Annotated in this window: 24 protein-coding genes; 14 read left to right on the forward strand and 10 right to left on the reverse strand. The window is 71.7% G+C overall.

The features are described from left to right. Positions 1–1,380: a glycoside hydrolase family 5 protein gene (locus HD595_RS08290; RefSeq protein WP_253781095.1), complete on the forward strand. Its 1,380-nt coding sequence runs from the start codon at positions 1–3 to the stop codon at positions 1,378–1,380. Between the two features lie 56 nt (positions 1,381–1,436). On the opposite strand, the gene HD595_RS08295 is transcribed toward HD595_RS08290, so the two are convergent. Further along, positions 1,437–2,903, reverse strand: coding sequence for a tetratricopeptide repeat protein (locus HD595_RS08295; RefSeq protein WP_253767200.1), 1,467 nt, complete (start codon positions 2,901–2,903; stop codon positions 1,437–1,439). Then, a complete protein-coding gene (locus tag HD595_RS08300; RefSeq protein WP_253767202.1) occupies positions 2,900–3,547 on the reverse strand; it encodes a TetR/AcrR family transcriptional regulator in 648 nt (215 codons plus the stop codon). The genes HD595_RS08295 and HD595_RS08300 overlap by 4 nt, the downstream gene beginning before the upstream one ends. Before the next feature lie 64 nt (positions 3,548–3,611). On the opposite strand from HD595_RS08300, the gene HD595_RS08305 reads away from it, so the two are divergent. After that, on the forward strand, positions 3,612–5,051 hold the full coding sequence (locus HD595_RS08305; protein ID WP_253767204.1) for an MFS transporter: 1,440 nt from the start codon (positions 3,612–3,614) through the stop codon (positions 5,049–5,051). A gap of 40 nt (positions 5,052–5,091) precedes the next feature. Continuing rightward, complete coding sequence (locus HD595_RS08310; protein ID WP_253767206.1) at positions 5,092–5,694, forward strand: rhomboid family intramembrane serine protease; 603 nt, start codon at positions 5,092–5,094, stop codon at positions 5,692–5,694. Between the two features lie 42 nt (positions 5,695–5,736). Here HD595_RS08310 and HD595_RS08315 read toward each other — a convergent pair whose 3' ends face one another. Continuing rightward, entirely contained in the window at positions 5,737–8,112 is a 2,376-nt protein-coding gene (locus tag HD595_RS08315) for a lantibiotic dehydratase (RefSeq protein ID WP_253767208.1), read from the reverse strand. 253 nt (positions 8,113–8,365) lie between these two features. Between HD595_RS08315 and efeU the strand changes: the two genes are divergently transcribed. From efeU to cyaB, 4 genes are all read left to right on the forward strand, one after another. Next, positions 8,366–9,217, forward strand: coding sequence for an iron uptake transporter permease EfeU (gene efeU / locus HD595_RS08320; RefSeq protein ID WP_253767210.1), 852 nt, complete (start codon positions 8,366–8,368; stop codon positions 9,215–9,217). A gap of 82 nt (positions 9,218–9,299) precedes the next feature. Beyond that, complete coding sequence (gene efeO, locus HD595_RS08325) at positions 9,300–10,457, forward strand: iron uptake system protein EfeO (RefSeq protein ID WP_253767213.1); 1,158 nt, start codon at positions 9,300–9,302, stop codon at positions 10,455–10,457. A 34-nt stretch (positions 10,458–10,491) separates the two neighbouring features. Continuing rightward, entirely contained in the window at positions 10,492–11,805 is a 1,314-nt protein-coding gene (efeB, locus tag HD595_RS08330; RefSeq protein ID WP_253767215.1) for an iron uptake transporter deferrochelatase/peroxidase subunit, read from the forward strand. Positions 11,806–12,051: 246 nt separating this feature from the next. Then, positions 12,052–12,606 (forward strand): class IV adenylate cyclase, encoded by a 555-nt coding sequence (gene cyaB, locus HD595_RS08335; protein ID WP_308211110.1) that lies wholly within the window; start codon positions 12,052–12,054, stop codon positions 12,604–12,606. Here cyaB and HD595_RS08340 read toward each other — a convergent pair. From HD595_RS08340 to HD595_RS08355, 4 genes are all read right to left on the reverse strand, one after another. Continuing rightward, positions 12,603–13,403: an endonuclease/exonuclease/phosphatase family protein gene (locus tag HD595_RS08340; protein WP_253767217.1), complete on the reverse strand. Its 801-nt coding sequence runs from the start codon at positions 13,401–13,403 to the stop codon at positions 12,603–12,605. The genes cyaB and HD595_RS08340 overlap by 4 nt on opposite strands. 13 nt (positions 13,404–13,416) lie before the next feature. Beyond that, positions 13,417–14,019, reverse strand: a complete 603-nt coding sequence (gene tmk / locus HD595_RS08345) for a dTMP kinase (RefSeq protein ID WP_253767220.1) — start codon at positions 14,017–14,019, stop codon at positions 13,417–13,419. Continuing rightward, positions 14,016–15,110: a radical SAM protein gene (locus HD595_RS08350; protein ID WP_253767222.1), complete on the reverse strand. Its 1,095-nt coding sequence runs from the start codon at positions 15,108–15,110 to the stop codon at positions 14,016–14,018. Before HD595_RS08350 ends, tmk begins: the two co-directional genes overlap by 4 nt. A gap of 103 nt (positions 15,111–15,213) precedes the next feature. Next, a complete protein-coding gene (locus tag HD595_RS08355) occupies positions 15,214–16,029 on the reverse strand; it encodes a sugar phosphate nucleotidyltransferase (RefSeq protein ID WP_253767224.1) in 816 nt (271 codons plus the stop codon). 57 nt (positions 16,030–16,086) lie between these two features. On the opposite strand from HD595_RS08355, the gene HD595_RS08360 reads away from it, so the two are divergent. The 3 genes from HD595_RS08360 (at position 16,087) to HD595_RS08370 (ending at position 17,856) form a co-directional block, all read left to right on the forward strand. Then, positions 16,087–16,527 carry an NUDIX domain-containing protein gene (locus HD595_RS08360; protein ID WP_253767226.1) on the forward strand — a complete coding sequence of 147 codons (441 nt, stop codon included), beginning with the start codon at positions 16,087–16,089 and terminating at the stop codon, positions 16,525–16,527. 141 nt (positions 16,528–16,668) lie between these two features. Further along, positions 16,669–16,977, forward strand: a complete 309-nt coding sequence (locus tag HD595_RS08365) for a hypothetical protein (RefSeq protein ID WP_253767228.1) — start codon at positions 16,669–16,671, stop codon at positions 16,975–16,977. Between the two features lie 54 nt (positions 16,978–17,031). Further along, positions 17,032–17,856: a hypothetical protein gene (locus tag HD595_RS08370; protein WP_253767229.1), complete on the forward strand. Its 825-nt coding sequence runs from the start codon at positions 17,032–17,034 to the stop codon at positions 17,854–17,856. Positions 17,857–18,830: 974 nt separating this feature from the next. Here HD595_RS08370 and HD595_RS08375 read toward each other — a convergent pair. Next, the gene (locus HD595_RS08375) at positions 18,831–19,301 is read right to left on the reverse strand and encodes a hypothetical protein (RefSeq protein WP_253767231.1); all 471 of its coding nucleotides are present in this window, start codon (positions 19,299–19,301) and stop codon (positions 18,831–18,833) included. 85 nt (positions 19,302–19,386) lie between these two features. On the opposite strand from HD595_RS08375, the gene HD595_RS08380 reads away from it, so the two are divergent. Next, the gene (locus HD595_RS08380; protein WP_253767233.1) at positions 19,387–19,854 is read left to right on the forward strand and encodes an NsdA family TPR-like regulatory protein; all 468 of its coding nucleotides are present in this window, start codon (positions 19,387–19,389) and stop codon (positions 19,852–19,854) included. Then, positions 19,851–20,354 (forward strand): NUDIX domain-containing protein, encoded by a 504-nt coding sequence (locus HD595_RS08385; protein ID WP_253767235.1) that lies wholly within the window; start codon positions 19,851–19,853, stop codon positions 20,352–20,354. The genes HD595_RS08380 and HD595_RS08385 overlap by 4 nt, the downstream gene beginning before the upstream one ends. A 99-nt stretch (positions 20,355–20,453) precedes the next feature. Here HD595_RS08385 and HD595_RS08390 read toward each other — a convergent pair whose 3' ends face one another. Continuing rightward, positions 20,454–20,618, reverse strand: a complete 165-nt coding sequence (locus HD595_RS08390; protein ID WP_175587364.1) for a hypothetical protein — start codon at positions 20,616–20,618, stop codon at positions 20,454–20,456. 153 nt (positions 20,619–20,771) lie between these two features. Between HD595_RS08390 and HD595_RS08395 the strand changes: the two genes are divergently transcribed. Together HD595_RS08395 and HD595_RS08400 are read left to right on the forward strand one after the other, a co-directional pair. Further along, positions 20,772–21,134: a hypothetical protein gene (locus HD595_RS08395; RefSeq protein WP_253767237.1), complete on the forward strand. Its 363-nt coding sequence runs from the start codon at positions 20,772–20,774 to the stop codon at positions 21,132–21,134. Between the two features lie 220 nt (positions 21,135–21,354). Beyond that, positions 21,355–22,584, forward strand: a complete 1,230-nt coding sequence (locus tag HD595_RS08400; RefSeq protein WP_301310094.1) for an MFS transporter — start codon at positions 21,355–21,357, stop codon at positions 22,582–22,584. Between the two features lie 55 nt (positions 22,585–22,639). On the opposite strand, the gene HD595_RS08405 is transcribed toward HD595_RS08400, so the two are convergent. Further along, on the reverse strand, positions 22,640–23,266 hold the full coding sequence (locus tag HD595_RS08405) for a CGNR zinc finger domain-containing protein (RefSeq protein WP_253767239.1): 627 nt from the start codon (positions 23,264–23,266) through the stop codon (positions 22,640–22,642). Positions 23,267–23,289 lie beyond the last annotated feature (23 nt).

Consider the following 23,289-nt stretch of genomic DNA (forward strand, 5'->3'; position numbering starts at 1 on the left):
ATGCTGCACGTGTCCGGAACACGGCTCCTGACCTCCGACGGCACGCCGGTGCGGCTGCGCGGGGTGGGCCTCGGGGGCTGGCTCAACATGGAGAACTTCATCACCGGCTACCCCGGCGACGAGTCGTCGATGCGGCTGGCCGTGCGCGAGGTGCTGGGCGAGGAGCGGGCGGCGCTGTTCTTCGAGCGGCTGCTCGGCTCGTTCTTCACCGCGGACGACGCGGCGCTGCTGGCGGGGCTGGGCATGAACTGTGTGCGCATCCCGGTCAACTACCGGCACTTCGAGTCGGACGACCGGCCGTTCGAGGTCGTCGAGGACGGCTTCCGGCACCTGGACCGGGTGATCGACCTGCTCGGCGCGCACGGCGTGTACAGCGTGATCGACCTGCACGCCCTGCCCGGCTCGCAGAACCAGCACTGGCACTCCGACAACCCCACGCACGTCGCCGCGTTCTGGCGGCACCGGCACTTCCAGGACCGGGTCGTGCACCTGTGGGAGGCGATCGCCGACCACTACCGCGACCACCCGTGGGTGGCGGGCTACAACCCGGTCAACGAGCCGGGCGACCCGTCGGGCAAGGTCGTCGGCCCGTTCTACGACCGGCTGGTGAAGGCGCTGCGCGCCGCCGACCCGCGGCACGTGCTGTTCCTCGACGGCAACACGTACGCCACGGACTTCACGGTCTTCCGTGAGATGTACGAGAACACGGTGTTCGTCTGCCACGACTACGCGCTGGCCGGGTTCGCCCACGGCGGGCCGTACCCCGGCTACACGCGCGGCGAGTGGTGCGACCGCGACGCGCTGGAGCGCACCTTCGAGCGGCGCTCGCGCTTCCAGCGGGAGACGGGGACGCCGCTGTGGGTGGGCGAGTTCGGGCCCGTCTACACCGGCGACCCGGACGTCGACGGGCAGCGCTACCAGATCCTGCGCGACCAGCTGGAGATCTACGACGCGTACGGGGCCGGCTGGTCGCTGTGGACGTACAAGGACGTGGGCCTGCAGGGCCTGGTCTGCGCCCGCGGGCCGTACCTGGAGCGGTTCGGCGCGTTCATCGCCAAGAAGCGGCGGCTCGGCGTCGACCGGTGGGGCTCGACCATGGAGGAGACGGCCGCCGAGCTGGCGCCGCTGCACCGGCTCCTGGAGGAGGAGGCGCCGGGCTGGGACCCGTACCCGTGGGGCGCCCGCTACCAGACCGACGACCTCATCAGGCACATCCTGCTCGCGCAGGCGCTGCTGCCGGAGTACGCCGAGCTGTTCCGGGGGCTCGGCGACGACGAGCTGCTGGCGCTGGCCGACTCGTTCCTGCTGGAGCGGTGCGCCCGGCGGGAGCCGCTGCTCGACCTGCTGTCGGCCAGCCTCGCGGCGGAAGGGGCGCGCTGAGGGGACGCCGGGCCCCGGCGCCCCCTGGGCCCGCGATGTCACCGGGCCCCGCGGCGTCACCCGGGCAGCGCCGCGCGGAGCGCCTCCACGCAGCGGGCCTCGGCCGCGTCGCGGAGCCCGGCCGCGGCGCGGGCGGAGCGGATCGCCTCCTGGCGTTCGTCCTCCCACTCACGCGCCTGCTCGGCCGTGGTGGCGCCGTCACGCTGGCGCGTCGCGTGCGCCGCCCAGCTTCTCGCTCCTGACGACTGCTCCTTGGCGAGCCGCACGGCGGCCGCGAACGCCTCCAGCGCGTCGGCCCAGGCGCGATAGGTCAGGGCGAGCCGGGTCGTCTCCTCGTGGATCTCCATCATGAGCCGGTGGAAGTCGGCGTCGTCGCCGTCCCGCACGCGCAGGCCCGTGCTGCCCTGGGACACCGCGTCGAACTCGGCGGCGTACTCGGCCGTGAGCTCACCCTCGTAGCCGAGCGTCGCGACCCCGAGCCGGAAGAGGGAGACGTCGCCGCGCACCGGGTCGTCCGCCATGTCGAGGACGTCCCACTTATCATCGGCCGGCGGGCCGGGCACGGGCGGCATCGGGTAGTCGAACGGCATCAGCTCGATGCGGGGATCCAGGGCCGCGTACGAGTCGGCGCCCATGAGCTCGGCGACCGAGCCGAAGACGTCGACGGCCTGTCCGAGCAGCTTCTCCACCGTGACGCGGGACTCCGACGTGGCGGCGAGCAGCGCCCTCACCGCGGCGTCGATCGGCTCGGAGCGGGCCGGCCCGACCACCTCGGCCAGGTCCGCGATCGCGGGAGCCGCCGTCGAGCGGGGGTTGCGCCGCCACCTGTCCCTGATGATGCGCAGGTGCAGCCAGATCTCGCTGAACGCCTTGCGCAGCGCGTCGTTCTCCGGGCTGACGCGGGCGGCGCCGAGATAGACCTCCGCCGACTCCAGGGTGCGGCCCAGCATGAACAGCAGCTGGCCGAGGCCCAGGGCGAGGCCCTCGTGGTCGGGGTCGAGCCGGAGCCCGTCGCGGTAGGCGCGCTCCGCGTCCGCCCACTCGTTCCTGGCCCGGGCCACCTCGGCGAGCGTGAGGTAGGCGGACGGGTCCTCCGGGTCCGCCTCGACCGCCGAGCCGGCCGTGCGCAGCGCCTCGTCGACCTTGAAGCACGCGAGCTGGCAGCGCGCCAGCAGGTGCAGCGACCGCGCGTCCTCGGGGTCCAGCCTGACCGCCTCCACGGCCTCCCGCAGCGCGGCGGCCTTGCGGCCGTCGTCCAGGTGCGTCAGGGCCAGCAGGCGATGCGCCCACGCGCCGTGCGGGTCGAGGCGGAGCGCGGCCCGCACGGCGCCGCGGGCCTCCGACCACCACAGGGGGCTCAGCACGGACCGGGCGTGGAGCAGGCAGTGGGCACGCAGGCAGTACGCCTCGTAGGCGGTGTCCTCCGCGGCCAGCGCCGGGCGCAGGGCCTCGGCCGCCTCGCGCCACCGGCCCAGGTCCGCCAGGTGGCCGGCGGTCACGAGTGCTGTGCGGCCCGGGTTCACGCGGCCCCCTCCGTACGGGCGCAGTAGTCGCCCAGGCCGTGCTCCAGGAGGTCGAAGGCGCGTTCGGCGTCGGCCACCGCGTCGGGGTACACCGCGTCGGACGACTCGCCCCCCAGCAGGCGGCGCAGGTTCTCGCCGGCCAGGGCGGCGCGGGTGGAGACGATCTGCGCCGCCGCCACGCGGGCCGTCACGTCGTCGTGCCCCGACTGGACGGCCAGCTCACGGGCCAGCAGCTCACGGGCGCGCTCGTGGAAGGCGTAGGCCCTGGTCGTCAGGGTCGGCGTGGACAGGATGAGCCGCATGACCGCGAGGACGTGCGGCGCGTCGCTGAGCCCCACCGAGGCGTCCCGCCGGGCGAGGAGGTCGAGGTAGTCGCGGCGCAGCGCGGCCACGGCCGTCTCGCCCGGGGCGCGCTCGCGCACCACGACGGCGGGGTCCTCCACGTGCGCCTCCATCGGCGAGACGACGATGTCCTCCTTCGTCGCGAAGTAGTTGAAGACCGTCTTCCGCGACACCTGGACCGCCGCGGCGATCTCCGCCACCGACACGTCGTCGAAGTCGCGCTCCACGAACATCCGGATCGCCGTCTCCCAGATCTCGCGCTGGGTCTGCAGCTTCTTCGTCTCCCGCAAGCCGAGTTCCATGGCGGCAATACTACACCCAGATAAAAACTTGTCTTAGTGTAATTTTTCTCTTAGAGTACCCGCCATGACCGACAAACAGCTCGGAGTGGCCAAGCTGCTCTGCCTGCTCACGATCGTCGTGGCAGTCCTCGACCAGAACATCGTCTCCTCGGCGATCGTCCCGATCGTCCGCGAGCTCGACCCCGCCGGCGGCCTCGACCACGTCGCCTGGCTCGTCACCGCGTTCGCCCTGGGCGCCACCTCCGTGCTCCCCCTGTACGGCCGGCTGTGCGACGCGCTCGGCGTCAAGCAGGTCTTCCTCGGCGCGGTGGGCACGTTCGCGCTCGGCTCGCTGCTGTGCGGGCTCGCGCAGAGCATGGGGCAGCTCATCGCCTTCCGCGCGGTGCAGGGCATCGGCGCGGGCGGCCTGATGAGCGTGACCATGGTGGTGATGGCCCACCTGCGCCGGCCCGGCGACAAGAGCGGCCCCGGGGCCACCGCGGGCCTCGTCGCGGGCATCGGCTTCGCGGTCGGCCCGCTGCTCGGCGGCCTGTTCGCCGACCACGGCGACTGGCGGCTGGCCTTCCTCGTCAACCTGCCGATCACCGCGCTGATCATCGGCGGGGCCCTGTGGGCCGTCCGTATCCCCCGGCACGCCGCCAGGGGCTCGGTCGACGTCGCGGGCGCCGCGCTCGCGGCCGCCTTCGCCTGCTCCCTGCTGCTGGTCTGCGACTGGGGCGGCACCGAGTACGCCTGGACCTCGCCGATGATCCTCGGCCTGGCCGCCGCCGCGATCGTGTCGCTCGCGCTGTTCCTGCGCCGGCAGGCCACGGCCGCGCACCCCATCCTGCCGCTGAGCCTCTTCCGCGTCGCCGCCCTGCGCGGCGCCTTCCTCGTGCAGGCCCTGTGCAGCGTCGCCATGGTCGGCACCATGGTCTACCTGATGCTCTACCTCCAGGTGGCGCGCGGCGTGACCGCCACCGGGGCCGCCGGCTACCTCGTCTTCATGGCGCTCGGGCTGACCGCCTCCGGCTTCCTCGGCCGCGACGCCTCCGTGCGGGTCTCCCTCGTCGCCGGCACGGGGGCCACGGCGCTCGCCCTGGCCTGGCTCGCGTTCCTGCGCCCGGACACCTCGCTGTGGCTGGTGCGGGCCGCTCTCATGCTCGTCGGGCTCGGCTTCGGCCAGCTCCTCGGCAAGCTCATCATGCTCGTCCAGCAGCAGGCGCCGGCCGCCCACCTCGGCGTGGCCACCACCGGCATCCGCTGGTTCCAGAACCTCGGCATGGCCGTCGGCTCCGCCGTCCTCGGCTCGCTGCTGGCCCGCGTGCTGGCCGCCAGGACCGGCGGGCTCGACATCTCCGGCGTCGCCACCCACCCGGAGGCGGTCGGGGCGTTCGTCTCGTCCCTGGGCGTGGTGTTCGCGGTGGCCGCCGCGGTCATGACCGCCGCCCTCGTCTGCGCCGCCCGGCTGCGCGAGACCGACCGGCGGCCGGAGCCGCTGAAAGAACCCGCCGCCGTCGCATGACGTCCCCCCTGGCAGGATCGTCGTTCCGGAAGGAGTAGCCGTGAACCTCCCCTCATCCCCCACCGCCCCCGCGGCCCGTCCCCTGCTCACCTGGGCCGTCCTCGGCGTCACCGCCGCGACCACCGCCGCCGGGCTGCTCGTCCCCGGCTTCGCCCACGCCCTCGTCCGGACGAACCATTTCTTCGACGGCGAGTGGTGGCGCCTGATCACCCCGGTCCTCGTCAACCCGGAGGGCTGGCACCAGATCATCTTCAACGGGATGATGCTGCTCCTCGTGGGCGTCACCGCGGAGCGGACGTTCGGGCGGGCCCGCTGGGCCGCCCTGTACCTGGCGGGCGGCCTGGCCGGCAACGCCTTCAGTTACGTGATGAGCGACTACAGCGCGGGCAGCTCGGTGGCCGTCGCCGGGCTGGCCGGCGGCCTGGCGGCGTGGGCACTGAGCGGGCGCGCCGGGCTTCCGGTCCCTCCGCGGATCGCGGCGGGCGCGCTGCTCGCGGGCGGCGCCGCGCTCGCCGCCCTGGGCGACAACCACGGCGCCCCGCTGCTGGCCGGGGCACTCCTCGGGGCGGTGTTCCTGCGCACGATGCGCGACGTGCCGTCCCTGGCGGACGTCAGGCCGGGCCGCCCGGCGCGTACTCCGTGACGTCCATGACGGACCTCAGCCTCGGTGCCGTCGCGGCCGACCTCAGCCCGACACGTCCAGCGCGTACTCCGTGACCCGACGGCCGTGCGCGCCGTAGACCGGGGCGTCCGCCGGGTCGGGCAGCGCCTCCTCCAGCACCACGTTCCCGTCCTTGCCGGCCGCCGCGTGGGCCATCGCCAGCAGCAGGAAGTGGTCGGTCACATCCACGTAGAACGGCCTGCGGGCGGCCCGCCGCCCCGAGGCGAAGCGCACGAAGAACCGCCGCGGTATCCCGTGCCGCTCCAGCCAGCGCGCCGTCCTCAGCACGTACGCCGCGTCGCTCTCCCCGTCGTACGGCACCGGCAGCTCCCCGACCGGCATCCGCCAGCCGGCCCGCGCCAGCACCACCCGGCCGAGCCGGAGGCGGGGCCGGGCCTGCACCTCGTCCACGGCCGCGGCCGAGCGCCACGGCGCCGCCGCGAGCCCGACCGGCTCGCCGAAGACCCGCAGCAGGAACGACCAGGCCGGCGGCAGCGCGCGCGGCGCCGACGCGCCGAGGTGGGCCGGGCGCACCGGCTCGCCGTCCGGGCCGGTCAGCGCCAGCAGCAGCGTGGCCGGGTCGTACGAGACGCGCAGGTCCGTCAGCGACAGCTCCGCGCCCTCCGCCACGGTGAACGGGTAGTCCACGGCCACGCCGGAGGCGGGACGCAGGTTCAGGTGGTTGCCGAAGCTGCCCAGGCACTCGGCCACCGGCCGCCGCGGGCCGTCCGGCACGCTCACGCCGGCGCGGGAGATCAGGTGACGGGTCCTGCCGGCGCCCCGGCCGTACCCGGCGGTGAGCGCGTTGAGCACGAACTCGTGGCCCGCCGTCAGGTGGCCGTAGCAGGTGACGGAGCCGGGCGGCTGGACGTACGCGGGCCAGGACACCGCCATCTTGTCCACGATGTCCGGATCGGCCACCAGCACGCCCCGCTCGTCCGGCGGCGAGGCGAACAGCGCGTCCCAGGTCTCCCGGCGCAGCCGGGTGACCCGGCGCGCCGTCGATCCGGCGGCGGGCCCGGCGCGGTCGAGCAGCGCCCGCAGGTCCGCGCACGCGGCCGGCGCGTCACGGTAGAAGGCCAGGAACGGCACCGAGGCGTCCGCGCCGTGGCGCTCCACGAAGTGCTCGGCGGCCGTGAGCCTGACCGCCAGGTCCGGGTCCAGCACGGCGGCCAGGCGGCGCACCGCGTCCAGGTCGCGCAGCACGGGCTGCCAGGCGCCCCGCCCGCACACGGCGGGCGGCGCCGTCGAGACGGCCGTCTCCACGCGGACGCTCCGCTCGCCGAGCCCCGCCGTGTCGCCGAGCCGGGTGAGCAGCCAGCCGGCCACCGGCCTGATGCGCTCGCCGTACGTGGCCTGGACCGCCTCGCGCAACGCGGTGGGCAGCCAGGGCCGGTCCGGCGAGTCGCCCGGCAGGACCTCCTCCACCCAGGCGGCGAGGTCGGCCAGCGGGTCCAGCGCCTGGTCGGCGAACGGCCGCACCCGCTCCACGAGCCCCAGGGCCAGCAGCCGCCTGACCACGCGAGGCTCGGCGACGGCGCGCTCCAGGGCGCCCACGGTCGGCTCCGGCGTGGCCCGCACCCAGGCCAGGGCGCCGGCCACGGCGGGCTCGGCCAGGATCGCGACGGGCTCCGCCGCCTCCCGCGGCTCGCGGAACGGCCGGCCCTCCTCCATCGGCTCGGCGCCGGGCGCGGCCCCGAGGAACCACAGCCTGCCGTCCTCCTGCCACAGGCTCGGGTTGACGCGCACCCGCACCGCCTCGCGCAGCCCCGGCCGGTCGGCCAGCGCGGCCCAGACGCGCCGCACCGTCGCGAGGTCCACCTCCGGCACGGCGCTCCAGCGCAGCTCGTCGGCCGGGGTCACGGCCGGTCCCGCGTCCTCCCACCGGCCCAGCCCGCTGATCGTGAACGCGGCGTGCGGGCTCGCCGTGGCCGCCGTGCGGGCGACGTTCCTGGCCAGCCGGGACAGCCGGGGCCGTTTCGGCACCGCGCCCGGCCGGGCCAGCCAGCCCTCCAGGGTGGCCGACAGCCGGGGACAGGAGCAGGCCAGGCCGCGCAGGAACGCGTCGTCGCCGGCCACCGAGCGCAGGGCGTCGGCGCGGTCGGCCAGCTCGGCGGTCAGCGCCTCGGACAGCGCCCCCGGCGCCTCGTCGGCCCAGCCGCCGCCCTCCTCGCCGTCGTCCGCGTCGAGGACGGGGGCGCCGTACGGGTCCCGCCCGAACGCGCGGCCGTCGTCCTCGTCGTCCTCGTCGTCCTGCCCCTCACGGGGTTCCTCTCCGCGCTCCTCCGCGAGGATCTCGTCCACCAGCGCCCAGGTGCGCGTGAACCGCAACTCCTCCAGCCCGTCGGACGGCAGCCCCGCCACCCGCACACCGAAGACGTCACCCGTCTGACCGTCCATCGCGATCCCCCCGTACGGACTCTTGGGGCAACCTTCCCCGTCCGGCCGGTCCCAGGGGCAACGCGCGCACCGTCCTTTACCGGTTGGACGCGGTGAAATAGGCCACCATAGACGTTCGCCTGGGTCGCGTCCATGACGTTGACCTGCGGCAGGACGTCATGCCGAGGGGGGCGTCGGAGCAGCCGCTTGCATTAGGTAGGCTCCACCTGCCCTAATTTAGGTAAGCCTTTCCTACGCCGCTGCGGGAGTGACCGTGTTCGCCAGCTACCTGATCGGACTGCGTGAAGGACTGGAGGCGACCCTCGTCGTCTCGGTCCTCATCGCGTTCCTCGTGAAGAGCGACCGCAAGGACGGGCTCCCTTATGTGTGGGCCGGCATCGCGGCCGCGGTCGCGCTGTCCGTGGGCTTCGGGGCGCTGCTCACCTTCACCGCCGCCCACCTCGGCCACACCGGGCAGGAGCTCTTCGACGCGATCACGTCGCTCCTGGCCGTCGTGTTCGTGACCTGGATGATCTTCTGGATGCGCCGGGCCGCCCGCGCGCTCTCCGGCGAGCTGCGCGGCAAGCTCACCGACGCCCTCCAGATGGGCTCCCTGGCGGTCGTCGTCATGGCGTTCCTGGCTGTCGCCCGCGAGGGCCTGGAGACGGCGCTGCTGTTCTTCGCCTCGGTGCAGGGCGCCACCACCACCCCCGAGCCGCTGATCGGCATCACCCTGGGCCTGCTCACCTCCGTGCTGATCGGCTGGGGCCTGTACAGGAGCGCCCTGCGGATCAACCTCACCAAGTTCTTCACCTGGACGGGGCTGCTGCTCATCCTCGTCGCGGCCGGCATCTTCAAGTACGGCGTCCACGACCTGCAGGAGGCCGGCGTGCTGCCCGGCCTCACGACGTACGCCTTCGACGTCAGCGCGGTGGTCCCGGCCGACTCCTGGTACGGGCAGCTGCTGGCCGGCACGCTCAACCTCACGCCGCAGCCCAGCGTCCTCGAAGCCGTGGCCTGGCTGCTCTACGTTGTTCCCACGCTCTTCCTGTTCCTCCGTCCGCAGCGCGCCCGGTCAACGCCCACGCCGGCGTCCACCTCCCCCGCCGCCCGGCCCTCCGCCTGACCCCGCCAGCCCGACCTTGGTCCCGACCGAACACCGCCCGATCGAACACAGCCCGGAGAGTCGCAGTCCGATGAGGAACACCATGCGCATCAGCACCCCCCGCGCCCGCTACGCCCTGGGGCCGGCCGCCGGCGTGCTGGCCCTGCTCTGCCTGGCGGCCTGCGGGTCCGGGGAGCAGGCCACGACCGGCGCCGCCGCGCCGGGCAAGCCCGGCAAGATCACGGTGGCCGCGTCCGACACCGAGTGCAAGGTGGCCGCCACCGAGGTCGCGGCCGGCACCAGCACGTTCGCGATCACCAACGGCGGCAGCAAGGTCACCGAGTTCTACGTGTTCGCCGCGGGTGACCGGGTCATGGCCGAGGTGGAGAACATCGCGCCCGGCCTGACCCGCGAGGTGGTCGCCGAGCTGCCCGCCGGCGCGTACGAGACGGCCTGCAAGCCCGGCATGGTGGGCAAGGGCATCCGCAACCCGCTCAAGGTGACCGGCGAGCACAAGCCGCTGACCAAGGACGCCAAGCTGGCCGCGGCCACCGCCGAGTACAAGCGCTACGTCAAGTCGCAGAGCGACACGCTGCTGGTCAAGACGCAGGAGTTCGTGGACGCGGTCAAGGGCGGCGACATCGCCAAGGCCAAGGAGCTCTACCCGGTGTCGCGTACGTACTGGGAGCGGATCGAGCCGGTCGCTGAGATCTTCGGCGACCTCGACCCGGCCATCGACGCCCGCGAGGCCGACCTCGCCCAGGGCGAGGAGTGGACCGGCTTCCACCGCATCGAGAAGGACCTCTGGATCAAGAAGGACGTCGCCAAGGACGGCCCGATCGCCGACAAGCTGATCGCCGACGTCAAGACCATCGTGGCCAAGGCCAACGCGACCGAGCTGACCCCGCTCAACCTCGCCAACGGCGCCAAGGAGCTGCTCGACGAGGTGGCCACCGGGAAGATCACCGGCGAGGAGGACATCTGGTCCCACACCGACCTGTGGGACTTCGCCGCCAACGTCGAAGGCTCCAAGGCGGCCGTGCAGGCGCTCCGGCCCGTTCTGGAGGAGCGGGCTCCCGACCTGGTCAAGACGCTCGACGAGAAGTTCGCGGCGGCCGAGGCGGCGCTCGCCGTCCACCGGAAGGGCGACGGCTGGAAGCTGCACGACGAGCTGTCCAAGGAGGAGCTGAGGAAGCTCTCGGACGCCATCAACGCGCTCGGGGAGCCGATCAGCAAGATCGCCCCGATCGTGGCGAAGTGACGACCAGGCGGGCCGGACGGAAAGGCGTGGCGAAGTGACGACCGGACGGGGAGACGTGGCGATGGGCGAGCACGGCGACCAGGCGACCCGCGGGACCCAGGCGGAGCGCGGCGGGCGGATGAGCCGCAGGAAGCTGTTCGGGCTGGGGGCGGCGGGCGTGGCGGCCGTGGGGGCGGGCGCCGTCGCCACCCGCTCCCTCCTTGAAGAGCCGGTGGCGCAGGCCGCCTCCACCTCCGACCCCGTCCCCTTCTACGGCGAGCACCAGGCCGGCATCGTCACCCCGGCCCAGGACCGGCTGCACTTCGTCGCCTTCGACGTGATCACCGACAAGCGGGCCGAACTGGTCGAGCTGCTCCAGGAGTGGACCGCCGCGGCGGCCCGCCTCACCCAGGGCAAGGACGCGGGCACGTTCGGGGCGGTCGGCGGCTCCCCGGAGGCCGCGCCGGACGACACGGGCGAGGCGCTCGGCCTGCCCGCCTCGGGGCTGACGCTGACGATCGGGTTCGGGCCGTCCCTGTTCGACGACCGGTTCGGGCTGAAGGCCAAGCGGCCGGCCGCGCTGGCCGACCTGCCGAAGTTCCCCGGCGAGCAGCTCGTGCCCGAGATCTCCGGCGGCGACATCTGCGTGCAGGCGTGCGCCCACGACCCGCAGGTCGCGGTCCACGCCATCCGCAACCTCGCCCGCATCGGGTTCGGCAAGGTGTCGGTGAAGTGGTCGCAGCTCGGCTTCGGCCGCACCTCGTCCACCTCCCGCGCGCAGGCCACGCCGCGCAACCTCATGGGCTTCAAGGACGGCACCAACAACATGAAGCTGGAGGACGCCCAGCTCCTGCGCGACCACCTGTGGGCGGCGGGCGACGACTGGATGGCCGGCGGCACGTACATGGTGACGCGCAAGATCCGGATGACCATCGAGACGTGGGACCGCACCTCCCTGTCCGAGCAGGAGGCCATCTTCGGCCGCGACAAGGGGGCGGGCGCGCCGCTGGGCAGGAAGGCCGAGTTCGACACGCCCGACTTCAACGCCACGGGGCCCGACGGCCAGCCGTACATCAAGGCCGACGCCCACGTCCGGCTCGCCCACCCGAGCCACAACGGCAACGCCCACCTGCTGCGGCGCGGCTACAACTACGTGGACGGCTCCGACGGCCTCGGACGTCTCGACGCGGGCCTGTTCTTCATCGCCTACCAGCGCGACCCGCGCACCGCGTTCGTCCCGGTGCAGACGAACCTGGCCAAGCACGACGCGCTGAACGAGTACATCAAGCACGTGTCGAGCGGGCTGTTCGCCTGCCCGCCGGGGGTGCGCGACGCGGGCGACTACTGGGGCCGCGCCCTGTTCGCCTGACGCTTCCTAGGGCCTGAGCTCAAAGGCAAGGCCCTCGAAGGGGCGCGCTTCGCGCGACTCGACTCGGACTGTGTTGTGTGGGGGAGCCGAGCTCCCCCACACCCCCTTGGCAAGGGGCCTCCGGCCCCCTGCACCCCCGAGCGTCGACCACGTCCCAACAATGCTTGCCCGTGAAGAACCGGGAAACCCCATGCGCCACAGTGCGTCTCGCTAGGCTCTGTGGTTCGCGACGGACGGGAGACTGGCGTGGCAGGTGGGTTGAGGGAGATCGAGGTCAAGTATCTGGTGGATGACTCCGCGGCGCTGGAAAAGGCGCTGACCGCGCGTGGAGCGATACTCTCAGCCCCGGTCCATCAGGATGATCAGGCTTACGCCCAGAGCGGCTGGAACTACGGCCAGTCGAAGATCGGCGTGACCTTCTTGCGGCTGCGGACGCAGCAGGGCCGGCACCTGTTCACGTTGAAGAAGCCGCTGGACAACGCGATGGCGTGTCTGGAGCACGAGACCGAGATCGCGGATCGCGAGCAGATGCATGACGCGATCGTCGCGATGGGTTTCCACCCCACGGTGCGCATCGTGAAGTCGAGACGGAGCGCGCGGCTGGACGAGGTGACCGTCTGCGTGGACGAGGTCGAGCACGCGGGCGTGTTCGTCGAGTTCGAGCGGACGGTGGCGGGTGAGGTAGCCGGCATCGAGGTGCAGCGGGAGCTGGACGTGCTGGCGCGTTCACTCGGGGTGGGCCTGGAGCGGACGACGGACACCTACGATTCGCTGGTGCGCGCCGCGTTGGCGCCGGCCTAGAACAGCTCGATCGTCTCAGGACCGGAAGGATCGTCACAGGGAAGCCGGGCCGCGTCGAGGTCGAGGTCGACTTGGACGGCGGCGTGATCGGTCAAGCCCTGCTCGCGGGTTTCGTGGAGGTAGGCGCAACCGGAGATGCGGTCGGCGAGCGCCCTACCGACGTGGAAGTAGTCATAGCGGTAGCCTGCGCCGGTGCGGCCGATCCAGCTGTATTCCTGCACTCCGGGCCGGCAGTGCTCGAATGCGTCGATGAAGCCGTACGCGCGCAGCTCGTCGAGCAGCGCGAACTCGAACGGCAGGAAACCCGGGTGCAGCGGCCGGTGGTCCGCGGTGATGACGTTGTAGTCGCCGCCGATGATCAGGTGGTCGCGCTGCTGGCCAGGTAGTCCGGCGAGGACTTTGAGCAGGCTGCTGATGAACATCTCCTTGCGGGTGGTCTTGTCGGCGCTGCGGTCGCGGCTGGGCACGTACACGCTGGCGAACCAGGTGCGGGGGATAGTGTCGAGCGGCGCGGCAGCGGCGCGGCCCGGGATGCTGATCGGGTCGAGCAGGAGCGGAGGACCGGCGAGCGGGATGCGGGAGACGAGTGCCGCTCCCCGCTCGCCGTCGACGTCGGCGGTCTTGACGATCGTGTAGCCGGCGCGGCGGAACTGCTCCAGCAGGTGCGCGGTGCCGGTCCCGGCGCTGGTCTCGGTGAGCAGGAACACGTCCTCCTCGCGGGCGGCGAGCCAGCGCACCAGCAGTCGGGCACGCTCGATGGACGCCGCTCCGATGTTGATCGTCAATGCTGCGACCACCGTTGACGCTCCTTTATCTGGTTCTCAGCCGTTCCATGTGCTGGAGCAGCCGTGCCGCAACGCCGTCCACATCCAGCTCGCGGCAGTCGATCCACACCTGGCACCAGCCGCGCGCCGCCAGGAAGACGTACGCGTCCTCGTAGAGGGCGGCTTCCCGGGCGGGAGAGCCGGCGCGCTCCAGACGTGAATGGTGCTGCCGCTGATCGAGCCGTTGCTGGATGACGTGAGCGCTGTGGCGTAGGTAGCAGGATAGAGACGTGGGTGGCACATGAGCGTTGTACTGCCAAATCTCTTTCAAGGGCAGTTCGTCCAGGCGTTGGAGGACGAGGGACGACTGCACGTAGCGGTCGCTGATGACGATCTTGCCGTCGGCGAGCGCGGGGTTGATCTCGGTGTCGATGTGGGCGTAGCGGTCGGCAGCCACCGCCAGCGCCATCGCGCGCCCGGTCAGCGCTGTTTCGCTGGAGCGGATGAGCCGTCCCAACGGGGTGTCGGATGGTTCGGTGGTGACGTGGACGGTGTGGCCGCGCTGGCGCAGCAGCTCGGCCAGCCGGGTCACCGTCGTGGTCTTGCCGACGCCGTTCGGGCCTTCCACGGCCAGGAACAGGCCGTTCACCGGGGGGTGGTGATCTGCAGCAACGGACGGTCGGCGATCGGGCACTGCTCGGCGTCCACTTCGCCGATGCGCTGCCCGCGTGCGACGACCGCGGCCGGGCAGCCCTTGCCGCAAGAGCTGTTCAACGAACACGGCGAGCAGGTGGCGTTGTCCCCCATGCGCAGCCGGCCGGCCAGGTCGAAGGCGTCGAGCGCGGGCGCGACCTCCTCCCGCAGGATGTTGCCGACGAGGAATTCCGCGTCGGTGTGCTTGGACTGCGGAGTGCGGGCGGCGAACACGAGATACGGGCAGATGGCCGTCTGACCGTCGGCGAACACGTAAATGAGCTTTCCGGCATCGCACCCGGCCAGCGGCTTGCTGTCGTTGGGGAAACGGATGTGCACCACGTCGATCCCCTGGTCGCGAAACCGTTCGGTGACGTCGCGGATGGCGCGCATCTTGCCTGCGTCGGCGGCGAGCCGGCCCTGGCTCTTCACGCCGCGGCCGAACGACGACAGGGGGTTCATCAGCACGTACTGGGCGCCGACCTCGACGGCGAAGGAGCACAGCGCGGCGAACTCCTCGACGTCGGTGAGTGCGTTCGGCGTCGACAGCAACCCCTGCAGCAGGCCCGCTTCGGCGAACGCGCGGGTGGTGGCCAGCGTGGTGTCGAACGAGGCGGTGTTGCCGCGGAACTTGCCGTGGCTCTCGCGCCGGAACCCGTCGAACGACACGTTGATGTGCACGTTGCCGAGACCGGCGAGCACGGCGATCTGCTCGGGGCTGGTCTGGGTGGCATTGGTGCAGATACCCAGCGGCATCCCCATGTCGGAGACCGCCCGGCAGATGGCCATGATGTCCGGGTGCACGAACGGCTCGCCGCCGGTGAGGGTCAGCCGCTCGACGCGGGCGCGACGCAGCCGCGGGAGCACCGTCTCGGTCAGGTCTCGCAGCCGCATGTGGTCGCCCCAGTTACCGGAGGAGACGAAGCAGTGCGCGCAGTGCAGGTTGCACCGTTCGGTGATCTGCACGAGCGCTTTGCGCTGGTCTCCTGGGACCGAGGTGCGGAAGTAGCAAGAGCTGGCGTGGGTGTCGACGATCAGTCGCTTCACGATGGTCCTCTCGCATGGGTGGGGAGTGTCCGGTCAGGCCGGAGGCCGGGACGGCGCCGGCGAGATGGTGACGATCACCTCCTGTGGCGTGGGGCCAGTCGTTTCAGGTGTTGTGCTGTACGTCTGGCGCGCCGAGATCGATGACGTCGGAGCCGGTGCGCACGACCCACACAGGTCGGGTGCGGGCGTAGGCGCCCAGTGCGAGGGCGAGCTTCGGCTCCGTGCCGGGCCGGGCGCCCGCGTGTCGGTCACGGGCGAAGGCGATGAAGGCATCGTCGAGGCGTGCCCGGCCTTCGAGAAGCATCAGGCTTGCCGTCCCATGGCGTGCCTGTAGCTTCCGCGCGGCGGCCGGGCCGGGCTTCTCCACCAGATCGATCATGCGTGGAGCACCCTGCGGGCCAGGTGCGGTGACGATAACGCCGCGCCGCTCTGCCAGCCCGGGCTCATAGTCGCGGGCGAGCACCGCCACACCCTCGGGCGCCCGCTGCAACGCAGTCAGGACATTGCACGAGGGGTAGAGGTTGTCGCCGAACACCACGTACGTTGCGTCGTCTCCGGCGGTGTCGGAATGGCCGGCGAGGTGTTCGGCGCCGTTGAGCAGCGAGGTGAGATCGGCGTAACAGCCCTGCTGTGGCACCCAGTCGATCACCAGCCCCTGCGGCGACACATCGACCGCAACCGGATTACCGACCGCACGCCTGTAGGCGGTGAGCCCATCCGGTTCCAGTGCCCGACGGGCCCACGACACGAACTGCTCGTAGTACGGGTGGTAGACCACAACGACGCGCGCCGGACCGATCTCAGCGATCTCCCGCAGAACATGCACGATGCCCGGCCGCCCGGCGACAGGAAGCCACTCCTTGGGCAGGTAGCGCGCCCAGGAGGAGACCCTCGTTCCCAGCCCTCCGGCGGCTACCACGACACGTGTCCGGCGATTGGCTGACTCCGCCACAGCCGGTCGCGGTACGTTGCCGGAGTGCCGAAAGTACGCGTCACCGGCGTCCTGATCGAGGACGAGCGGATTCTGCTGCTGGACCAGGACACTGACACCGGCCGCTCCTGGTCGCTGCCCGGCGGGAAGGTCGAGCACGGCGAGTCTCTCAACGAGGCGCTGGCGCGGGAGATGCGGGAGGAGACCGGCGTCGAGGTGAACGTCGGCCGGCTGCTGTACCTGTGCGACCACCTGCCTGGCGGCGAGACCCACGTTGTCCACATCACCTTCGAGGCGACGCGGACCGGCGGCAGCCTCGGCGCGATCGACGACGGCGCGGACACCAAACCAATCCGGGGCGTGCGTTTCGTGCCCTTCGGCGACCTGCCGTCGCTGGGCTTCAGCCGCCGCTTCACCGAGCTCGCCCAGGCCGGATTCCCCGAAGCCGGCTCTTACATGGGCGCCAAGTCCAACATCGGGCTGTGAGCCGAGCACGTCAAGAGCGCTGACGATACGGCCATCCAGAACGGGCAGGGGCCGCTCCCGCTGGGCCAGACCGTCCATCCACGCACGTAGTACTGCCGTGATCTGACGGGGTGAAGCGGGCCGACGCGGACCTGAGGCGTCGTGGACAAGGCGGATGCCGACGCCACGGGAACTGCCCATGAGCTGCCGGTGGCGACGCCGCAGCACCTCCTGCGGCGTGGACGGGGTGTTCCAGGCAGCGCCCGCCAGCCACATCGCCGCCGGCCCGATACCGAGATCGGGGCCGTCACCGCACCACACCTGGACGTTGCCGACCAGGTGATGGACGCCGTCGTCGCCGACGCCGTCCTGCACGATCGGGACGGTGTCGCCCACCAGGTAGTCGGTGTTGGTCGGCTGCGCTTCCGCCGTGATCTGAGCGGCGAGTTCCGCCAGGTACGGCAGTCGTAATCCGTGGCGTACAGCGAATGTCGCCGCGCCGATCCACGTCACCCAGTAGGCCGGATGGTCCTCGAAACCCGGGCTGACCATCCACCGTCCGGCGAGGTCACGGTGCAGGCGGCCACCGCGCTCGTGCGGCATCTCACAGCACAGCAGGTAAGCGCCGGAGTTGCTGTTGGACAGCCCTGCCTCGGCCATCTCGTTCAGGAACACGGCGAACTCGGCGTTGGTGACCAGCAGATTGCGCAAGCGCAACCCACCCTTCCCCGACACGAAGGAGACTTCCACCCGCCGATTCGACGGGCCAACCGGTCGGGGACGGATACGAGCGGTGGGCGGTGTGCACGTGTACAGGTGGTCGCCGGCCAGCCACTCGCCCGCCTGAGCAGCGATATGCGGCGGAAAGGTTCGTTGCGCGATGGCGAGCGCGTCAATCGTGGTGGCCCGTACAAGGTCGGCAGAGGAAGCGTCCAGCTCGGCGATGAGGGCGGTTTTGGGGGCATTGGTGACGAAGGTGTCTTCAGCTCGCGCCGTCACTTTCTCGGCTTCTTGAGCTGCGTGGGGCCGGTCGACGCCGCTCAGCTCCGGCGCGACGCGGACGAGGCTGTGCCAGGCTGCGACGGGGTTTCTGACCGCTGCCTCGTACGGGATACCCGCAATGCGGGCGTCATCTGCCCCACCGCCGGTGCGGGCGTCGAGTGCGGTGGCCAGGAGCACGGTGTTGAGCACGTGCAAGCGCACGAGCGCCACCAGGTCGATCGGGTCGTCGTCGGGAACCAGTGCTGCCGCTTCGGCCAGCGGGGCGTCGGATCTGTGAGTGGTGGCGACCATCTGCTGGTAGCGATCTCGGTAGTTCCACCGGCCGAACAGGCCACCTCGGGCGAATGAGCTGGCAACACCGAGGGGACTGCGGGTGAGTACGACAACCGGCGAGTACGGGAACAACTCCAGCAGATTAGGCAGGGTGAAGAACAGGTTCGTCTCCTTGATCACCTGCCGGGTAGTGCCGTACTTCGACGCGGCGAAGGTGACCAGCCAGTGCCGACCGTACGGGGTGAGCCGCCGTTCGGCCGCGGCCAGGCCGACCGTGTCCGGGTTGAGCGGCGACAGCGGATGACAGGGTGCCAGTTGCTGGCGCAGCGGCTCGTTGTGCTGGCACATGAGCACGCGCAGCGTGTCCGACAGCCAATTGGAGCCGACCCGTTCGATCGTGCCGAGCATCAGCAACGGAGCCAAGAGCGGCGCGTCCGCCGCTTCGCGCATCGCCGCCACTCGGGCGTCGACCTCCGACAAGATCGTACTGGTGTGGCGCATCCGTCCTCCTCACTGCGACGTCGCTGTCGCCGCAAGGAGACCGTGCGACCGCCGAGCTCCTCCAGATGCGCGGTCATGCGCCGCACCCAAGCTGGCGTTGCGCCGTTGCGCGGGGTTGCGCGTAGCCGAATCGGCTGCATGACACGAGGTACGGCCTCTACCGTGAGGCTCGACAGCAGGCCACTGGCGGTTCACCCGGGAGTGTGGACGAGATGCATGGACGGCCGGTCAGCAACCACGAGCTTCAGGCCCTCATCACCGCCGCCGGCTACTCGCATGCGGCTTTGGCCAGGAAGGTCAACCAGTTCGCTGCCGACCGGCACAGTTTGGATCTGCGCTACGACCAGACCAGCGTCTACTGGTGGCTGCGCGGTCGCGTGCCTGAAGATCCCGTCCCCCGGCTGTTGGCCGACGTCCTGGGCGGCCGGCTCGGTCGCAAGGTGGACACCGACGAGCTCGGCTTCACCATCGTCGGCAGGCTTGGCCTCACTGTTGCCACGAGTGCCGACCAGGCCGCCGCCTCGGCCGCCGAGCTGTGGCGGTACGTCCTACACCGGCGGACATCTCACGATTCGGCGTTCGTGGCCGGCGCTGGAATCAGAGCCGGCTTTGACTGGCACTTCGCCCCCACGCCACATACCACTCCCGGCCGTGCCACCGGCGACCGAGCGGTAGGCATGGCTGATGTGGAGCGGCTGCACAGAGCACGCCTGGAATTCGTCGCCCTCGATCGGGCCAACGGCGGCGGCCATGCTGCGGCCTGGCTCGCCGACCATCTGGACCGCGCCGTCACCCCGCTGTTGGCCGGCCGCTACACCGCTGCGGTAGGCCGCGAGCTCTTCTCCGCGGTGGCCGCTCTGACAGAGCTTGCCGGCTGGATGTTCTTCGATCAAGACCAGCACGGGGTGGCCCAGCGCTTCTACATCCAAGCGCTCAGCCTGGTCCGCCAGTCCGGCGACCGCGCGTATGCCGCTCACATCCTGTCCAACATGGCCACGCAGGCGGCCTTCCTCGGCCACGGAGGCGACGCTGCCCGGCTCGCACGCGCAGCCCGATCCGGAGCCGGACGGGCCGCCCCCCCATACGCTCCTGGCCCGGCTCGCGGTGGTCGAAGCCCGAGGTTGGGGGCTTGCCGGCGACCACCGCGAGGCCCGCGCCGCCATCCGCCGCGCCGACCGCGCCATCAGCCGCTCCGTTCCCGCCACCGACCCGGATTGGCTCGCCACCTTCACCCCCGCCCACCACGCCGGATCCGTGATGCACGCCCTGCGCGATCTCGGCCTGCACGATGAGGCCGCTCGACACGCCGACCTGGCCCTCGACCTGCCGGCCTCCAACGTGCGAACCCTGGCGCTTCACCAGACCCTTCTGGCCACCGTCCATGCAGCTAAGGGTGACCTCGAAGCCGCCTGCGCCACCGCAAGCAAGGCCCTCTCCACCCACCCACATCTGGCATCGGCTCGACTTCGCACCCGCCTACGCGACTTCGCCCGGCGCCTCAAACCCCACCAGGACGTACGATGCGTCCGCGACTACAGCGAGCACGCCAGGGAACTTCTCACCACACCATGACGAATCACCCGGCGAGTAACCGCCGACCGACCTTCATCGAGCCGGAGATCTACTACGCCCAGCTCGCCGCCGTGCATGTCGCCACTGGCGCGCTGATCACCGACCCAGCCGGCCGCGTGCTCATCGTCAAACCCAACTATCGGCCGCACTGGCTGATCCCGGGTGGCATGGCCGACGACGGTGAACCACCCCACGAAGCGTGCGCCCGCGAGTTGAAGGAGGAACTCGGCGTCCACGTCGGCATCGAGCGGCTGCTGGTCGTCGACTGGGCCCCCGCCTACGGCGCCCGGACACGTCCGATCCTGTATCTGCTGTTCGATGCCGGTGATCTGCCCGACGCTCGCATTCGGTTGCAGCACGACGAACTCGACGACTACGCGTTCGTTGACCCGGAAAAGGCCGAAGCCCATCTCGCGCCAGGCGTCGCGGCTCGCGTACCCGCCGCGCTGAAGGCCCGGACGACGGGGACAACGATTTACCTACCGGGCGCCGGGGGTTAGCCGGCCGAGGTGACAGCTACCGCGCCGTCCTCCCCACGAAGGCCGCCAAGGGTTGCGGGGAGGACGGCGGCCGGACGAATGGCCGGGCCTGGGAGTCGGTCAGATGTGCTCCGCCGGGTTCGCCGGGAGGTAGAAGTTCCAGCTCCCGTGTCCCTCGTGAGCGCCGCCCCCGGCGCAGTGCCCGTTGTCGGGCCGGCCGTTCCACCAGAGGCAGTAGCACTTGTTGCAGAACCGCCAGTTGTCCTGTTGCGTCGTCGGCGCCATGTCCCCTCCTGCGATGTCGAGGCCGGTGTGCTGTCCGGCCACAGCCAGTGTCGGGCGAGACGCAGAGCGTGCGTATCCCCAGAATTGGGGGGATGACGCCGCCCCGGTTTCGTGCCCGCCGCGAAAGCGGAAGATCATCGGCACAATGTCGGCATGGGTGGATCAAGTGGGCTCAGATCACGCTGGGCCGCGGGCGTGACCGGGCTGTCCTACGCGACGGCCGTGTCCTGGCTGACCTGGCTCGTCGTCTCCGGCCCGCTCTCCTACGGGCTGAAGGGATCGGGGACGATGCTGATGATGGCCCTCCCCTCATCCCTCCTCGCGATGCCCAGCGCGACCTGGATCGAGAGCACGCTGGCGGGCGGGAGCTTCTCCCCTGCCTGGGAGAGCGTCTTCCTGGCCGCTCCGGGGATCGCGCAGGCGGTCGCGCTGGCCGCCATGCTGGGGCAGCGCCTCACCCGGGGCCCGGGGCGGCGACCGCGTGACGCCTTCAAGGCATGCCCGGCCTCGTGTTAACGTCGTGCCCATGATTCACCCTCGTGCCTAGAGACCGGCTCACGCGTCGCCCGTTCACCATGGGCTCGACGCGCAGCGGTCTCCCTTAGGTCCGCAGCGTCCTTCGCCGCACATCCGGCCTGACGCTGCCTTTCACGAGGTCTTCTCATGTCGTCTCCCTCAGCGGCGTCCTACCACGCCGTTCTCCGGGCTCCTCTCGCCGGCCGAATTCGTCACCGCGCTGGTCGGGCGGCTCTCCTACGGGATCGTCTTCCTGTCGCTGGTCCTGGCCGTCACCCGGGCCACCGGTTCCTACACCATGGCCGGCACCGCGATGGCGCTGTTCGGCCTGGCCAGCTCCTTGCTGTCCCCGCTCCGCGCGCTGCTGATCGACAGGTACGGGATCCGCCGGGCTCTCCCTCCGATGGCCGCCGCGTACGCCCTGCTGCTCGGCCTGGTCGCCGTCCTGACCTGGCGGCCGGGGACGCCCGGCGCCGTGCTGTGGCTGTTCGCCGGCCTCACGGGGGCGTTCACTCCGCCGCTCGGCCCCGTCATGCGCACGCTGTGGCGCGACCTGCTTCCCGACGGCCCGCTCCTGCAACGCGCCTACTCCCTCGACACCGTCGCGGAAGAACTGCTCTACGTCATCGGGCCGCTGATCGCGGGGGTGCTGACGGGACTGGCGCATCCCTCCTTGGGGATCGCGGTGAGCGCGGGGCTGGTGACGGGCGGCTCCTTGGCGCTGGCGTTCTCGCCCGCCGCACCTCCGTCCGCCAAGCGTCCGGCCGTATCCGGAAGGGCGCGGGCGGCGGCCGAGGTGCCTGCCGTCTCCCAACCGGTCCATGACGGGCGGGCCGCAGGGCGGCGGAGGAAGGTCGCGGGCGCCACCGGCCTGCGGCGGCCCGTCGTGGTCGCCAGCGGCATGGGCATGTGCCTGGGCGCGCTGAGCCTCCTCATCGTGGCCTTCGCCGAACGGCACGGCCGGCTCGCCGCGGTGGCCTGGGTCGAGGCCGCGCTGGCCACCGGAAGCGCTGTCGGCGGCCTGGCCTACGGCGCCGTGTCGTGGCGGCTCGGCCTGGAACGCCGGCTTCCCCTGCTGGCGACGGCGTTGGCCCTGTCCCTGGCCGCCGCCGGGTTCGCCCCGGACATGGTCGCGCTGTCCTTGCTGGTCGGCGTCGCCGGGCTGTTCGTCTCCCCTGTTCTCACCACGGCGTACATGCTGGCGGACGAGGTCGCGGACCCTGGCTCCAGGACGCAGGCCGGCGCGTGGGTCAACACGGCGTTCAACACGGGCTACTCGGCGGGCTCGGCCTCCGCCGGGCTGCTCATCGGACGCCTCGCCCTGGCCGCGTGCTTCGTGGCCGGCGCGCTGCCGTCCCTCCTCGGCGCGCTCGCGGGGCTGGGGAAGGCTCGTCGTCCTGCCCGGCTCTCGACGCGGGAGGCCGCCGCGGTGCCCGACGTCAAGCAGTGACCGCGGGAGGGATCCACGCCGGCTGAGGCGTCGAAGGAGCGCTGAGGGGCGGCGGTCAGGAGCGGTGGCGGGCGCGGGAGGCGGCGGCGTGGGCGCGGTTGGCGCAGCGGGTCGAGCAGAACTGGCGCCGGCCCGGGCGGCTGCGGTCCACGAACGCGTCCCGGCACGGGGCCGCGGCGCACATCCGCACCCGTTCCCAGTCGCCCTCCGCCGCCAGGTCGAGCAGCTCCTGCACGGCCCGCACGGCCAGACGGCCGGCGAGCGAGGCGCCGGGAACGGCGGCCAGCCGCAGCCGGGGGACGCCGTCCGCCTCCTCGACGGCGGGACGCAACGGCAGCTCGGCCGTCCAGCGCGCGAGCGCGTGTGAACGGTCCGTGGGATCGGCTCCGGACAGAACGGCCCGGAGCCGATCCCGCACCGCCCGGACCTCCACCAAATCCGCCACCTCTCCCCGATCCGCCGCATCTCCCCGATCCGCCACCTGCTCCGGACCCGCGCCGCCATCGTCACCCGCGCCGCCACCGTCCTCCGCGCCGCCATCGTCGTCCGGCGTCACCGACAGCTCGGCGCAGAAGCGGCGCAGCGCCGCCGCGTCCGGCAGCCGTTCCGGTTCGTCCAGGTACGCGTCCCAGGTGTTGGCCAGGTCCAGCGCCACCAGACCGGTCTCCGCGAAAACCCGCATTCCGCCATCCCATCATCCCGTGC

Source organism: Nonomuraea roseoviolacea subsp. carminata (genome assembly GCF_024172185.1).
GTDB classification, from domain to species: domain Bacteria; phylum Actinomycetota; class Actinomycetes; order Streptosporangiales; family Streptosporangiaceae; genus Nonomuraea; species Nonomuraea roseoviolacea.

What these genes read in the sequence shown, in the direction of transcription:
- HD595_RS08305 (WP_253767204.1), top strand. Translation starts at nt 3,612, where the DNA reads ATGACCGACAAACAGCTCGGAGTGGCCAAGCTGCTCTGCCTGCTCACG.
- HD595_RS08395 (WP_253767237.1), top strand. Translation starts at nt 20,772, where the DNA reads ATGGGTGGATCAAGTGGGCTCAGATCACGCTGGGCCGCGGGCGTGACC.
- HD595_RS08370 (WP_253767229.1), top strand. Translation starts at nt 17,032, where the DNA reads ATGGTCCTCGAAACCCGGGCTGACCATCCACCGTCCGGCGAGGTCACG.
- HD595_RS08405 (WP_253767239.1), bottom strand. Translation starts at nt 23,266, where the DNA reads ATGCGGGTTTTCGCGGAGACCGGTCTGGTGGCGCTGGACCTGGCCAAC.
- HD595_RS08315 (WP_253767208.1), bottom strand. Translation starts at nt 8,112, where the DNA reads ATGGACGGTCAGACGGGTGACGTCTTCGGTGTGCGGGTGGCGGGGCTG.
- HD595_RS08300 (WP_253767202.1), bottom strand. Translation starts at nt 3,547, where the DNA reads ATGGAACTCGGCTTGCGGGAGACGAAGAAGCTGCAGACCCAGCGCGAG.
- efeO (WP_253767213.1), top strand. Translation starts at nt 9,300, where the DNA reads ATGCGCATCAGCACCCCCCGCGCCCGCTACGCCCTGGGGCCGGCCGCC.
- HD595_RS08290 (WP_253781095.1), top strand. Translation starts at nt 1, where the DNA reads ATGCTGCACGTGTCCGGAACACGGCTCCTGACCTCCGACGGCACGCCG.
- HD595_RS08390 (WP_175587364.1), bottom strand. Translation starts at nt 20,618, where the DNA reads ATGGCGCCGACGACGCAACAGGACAACTGGCGGTTCTGCAACAAGTGC.
- HD595_RS08385 (WP_253767235.1), top strand. Translation starts at nt 19,851, where the DNA reads ATGACGAATCACCCGGCGAGTAACCGCCGACCGACCTTCATCGAGCCG.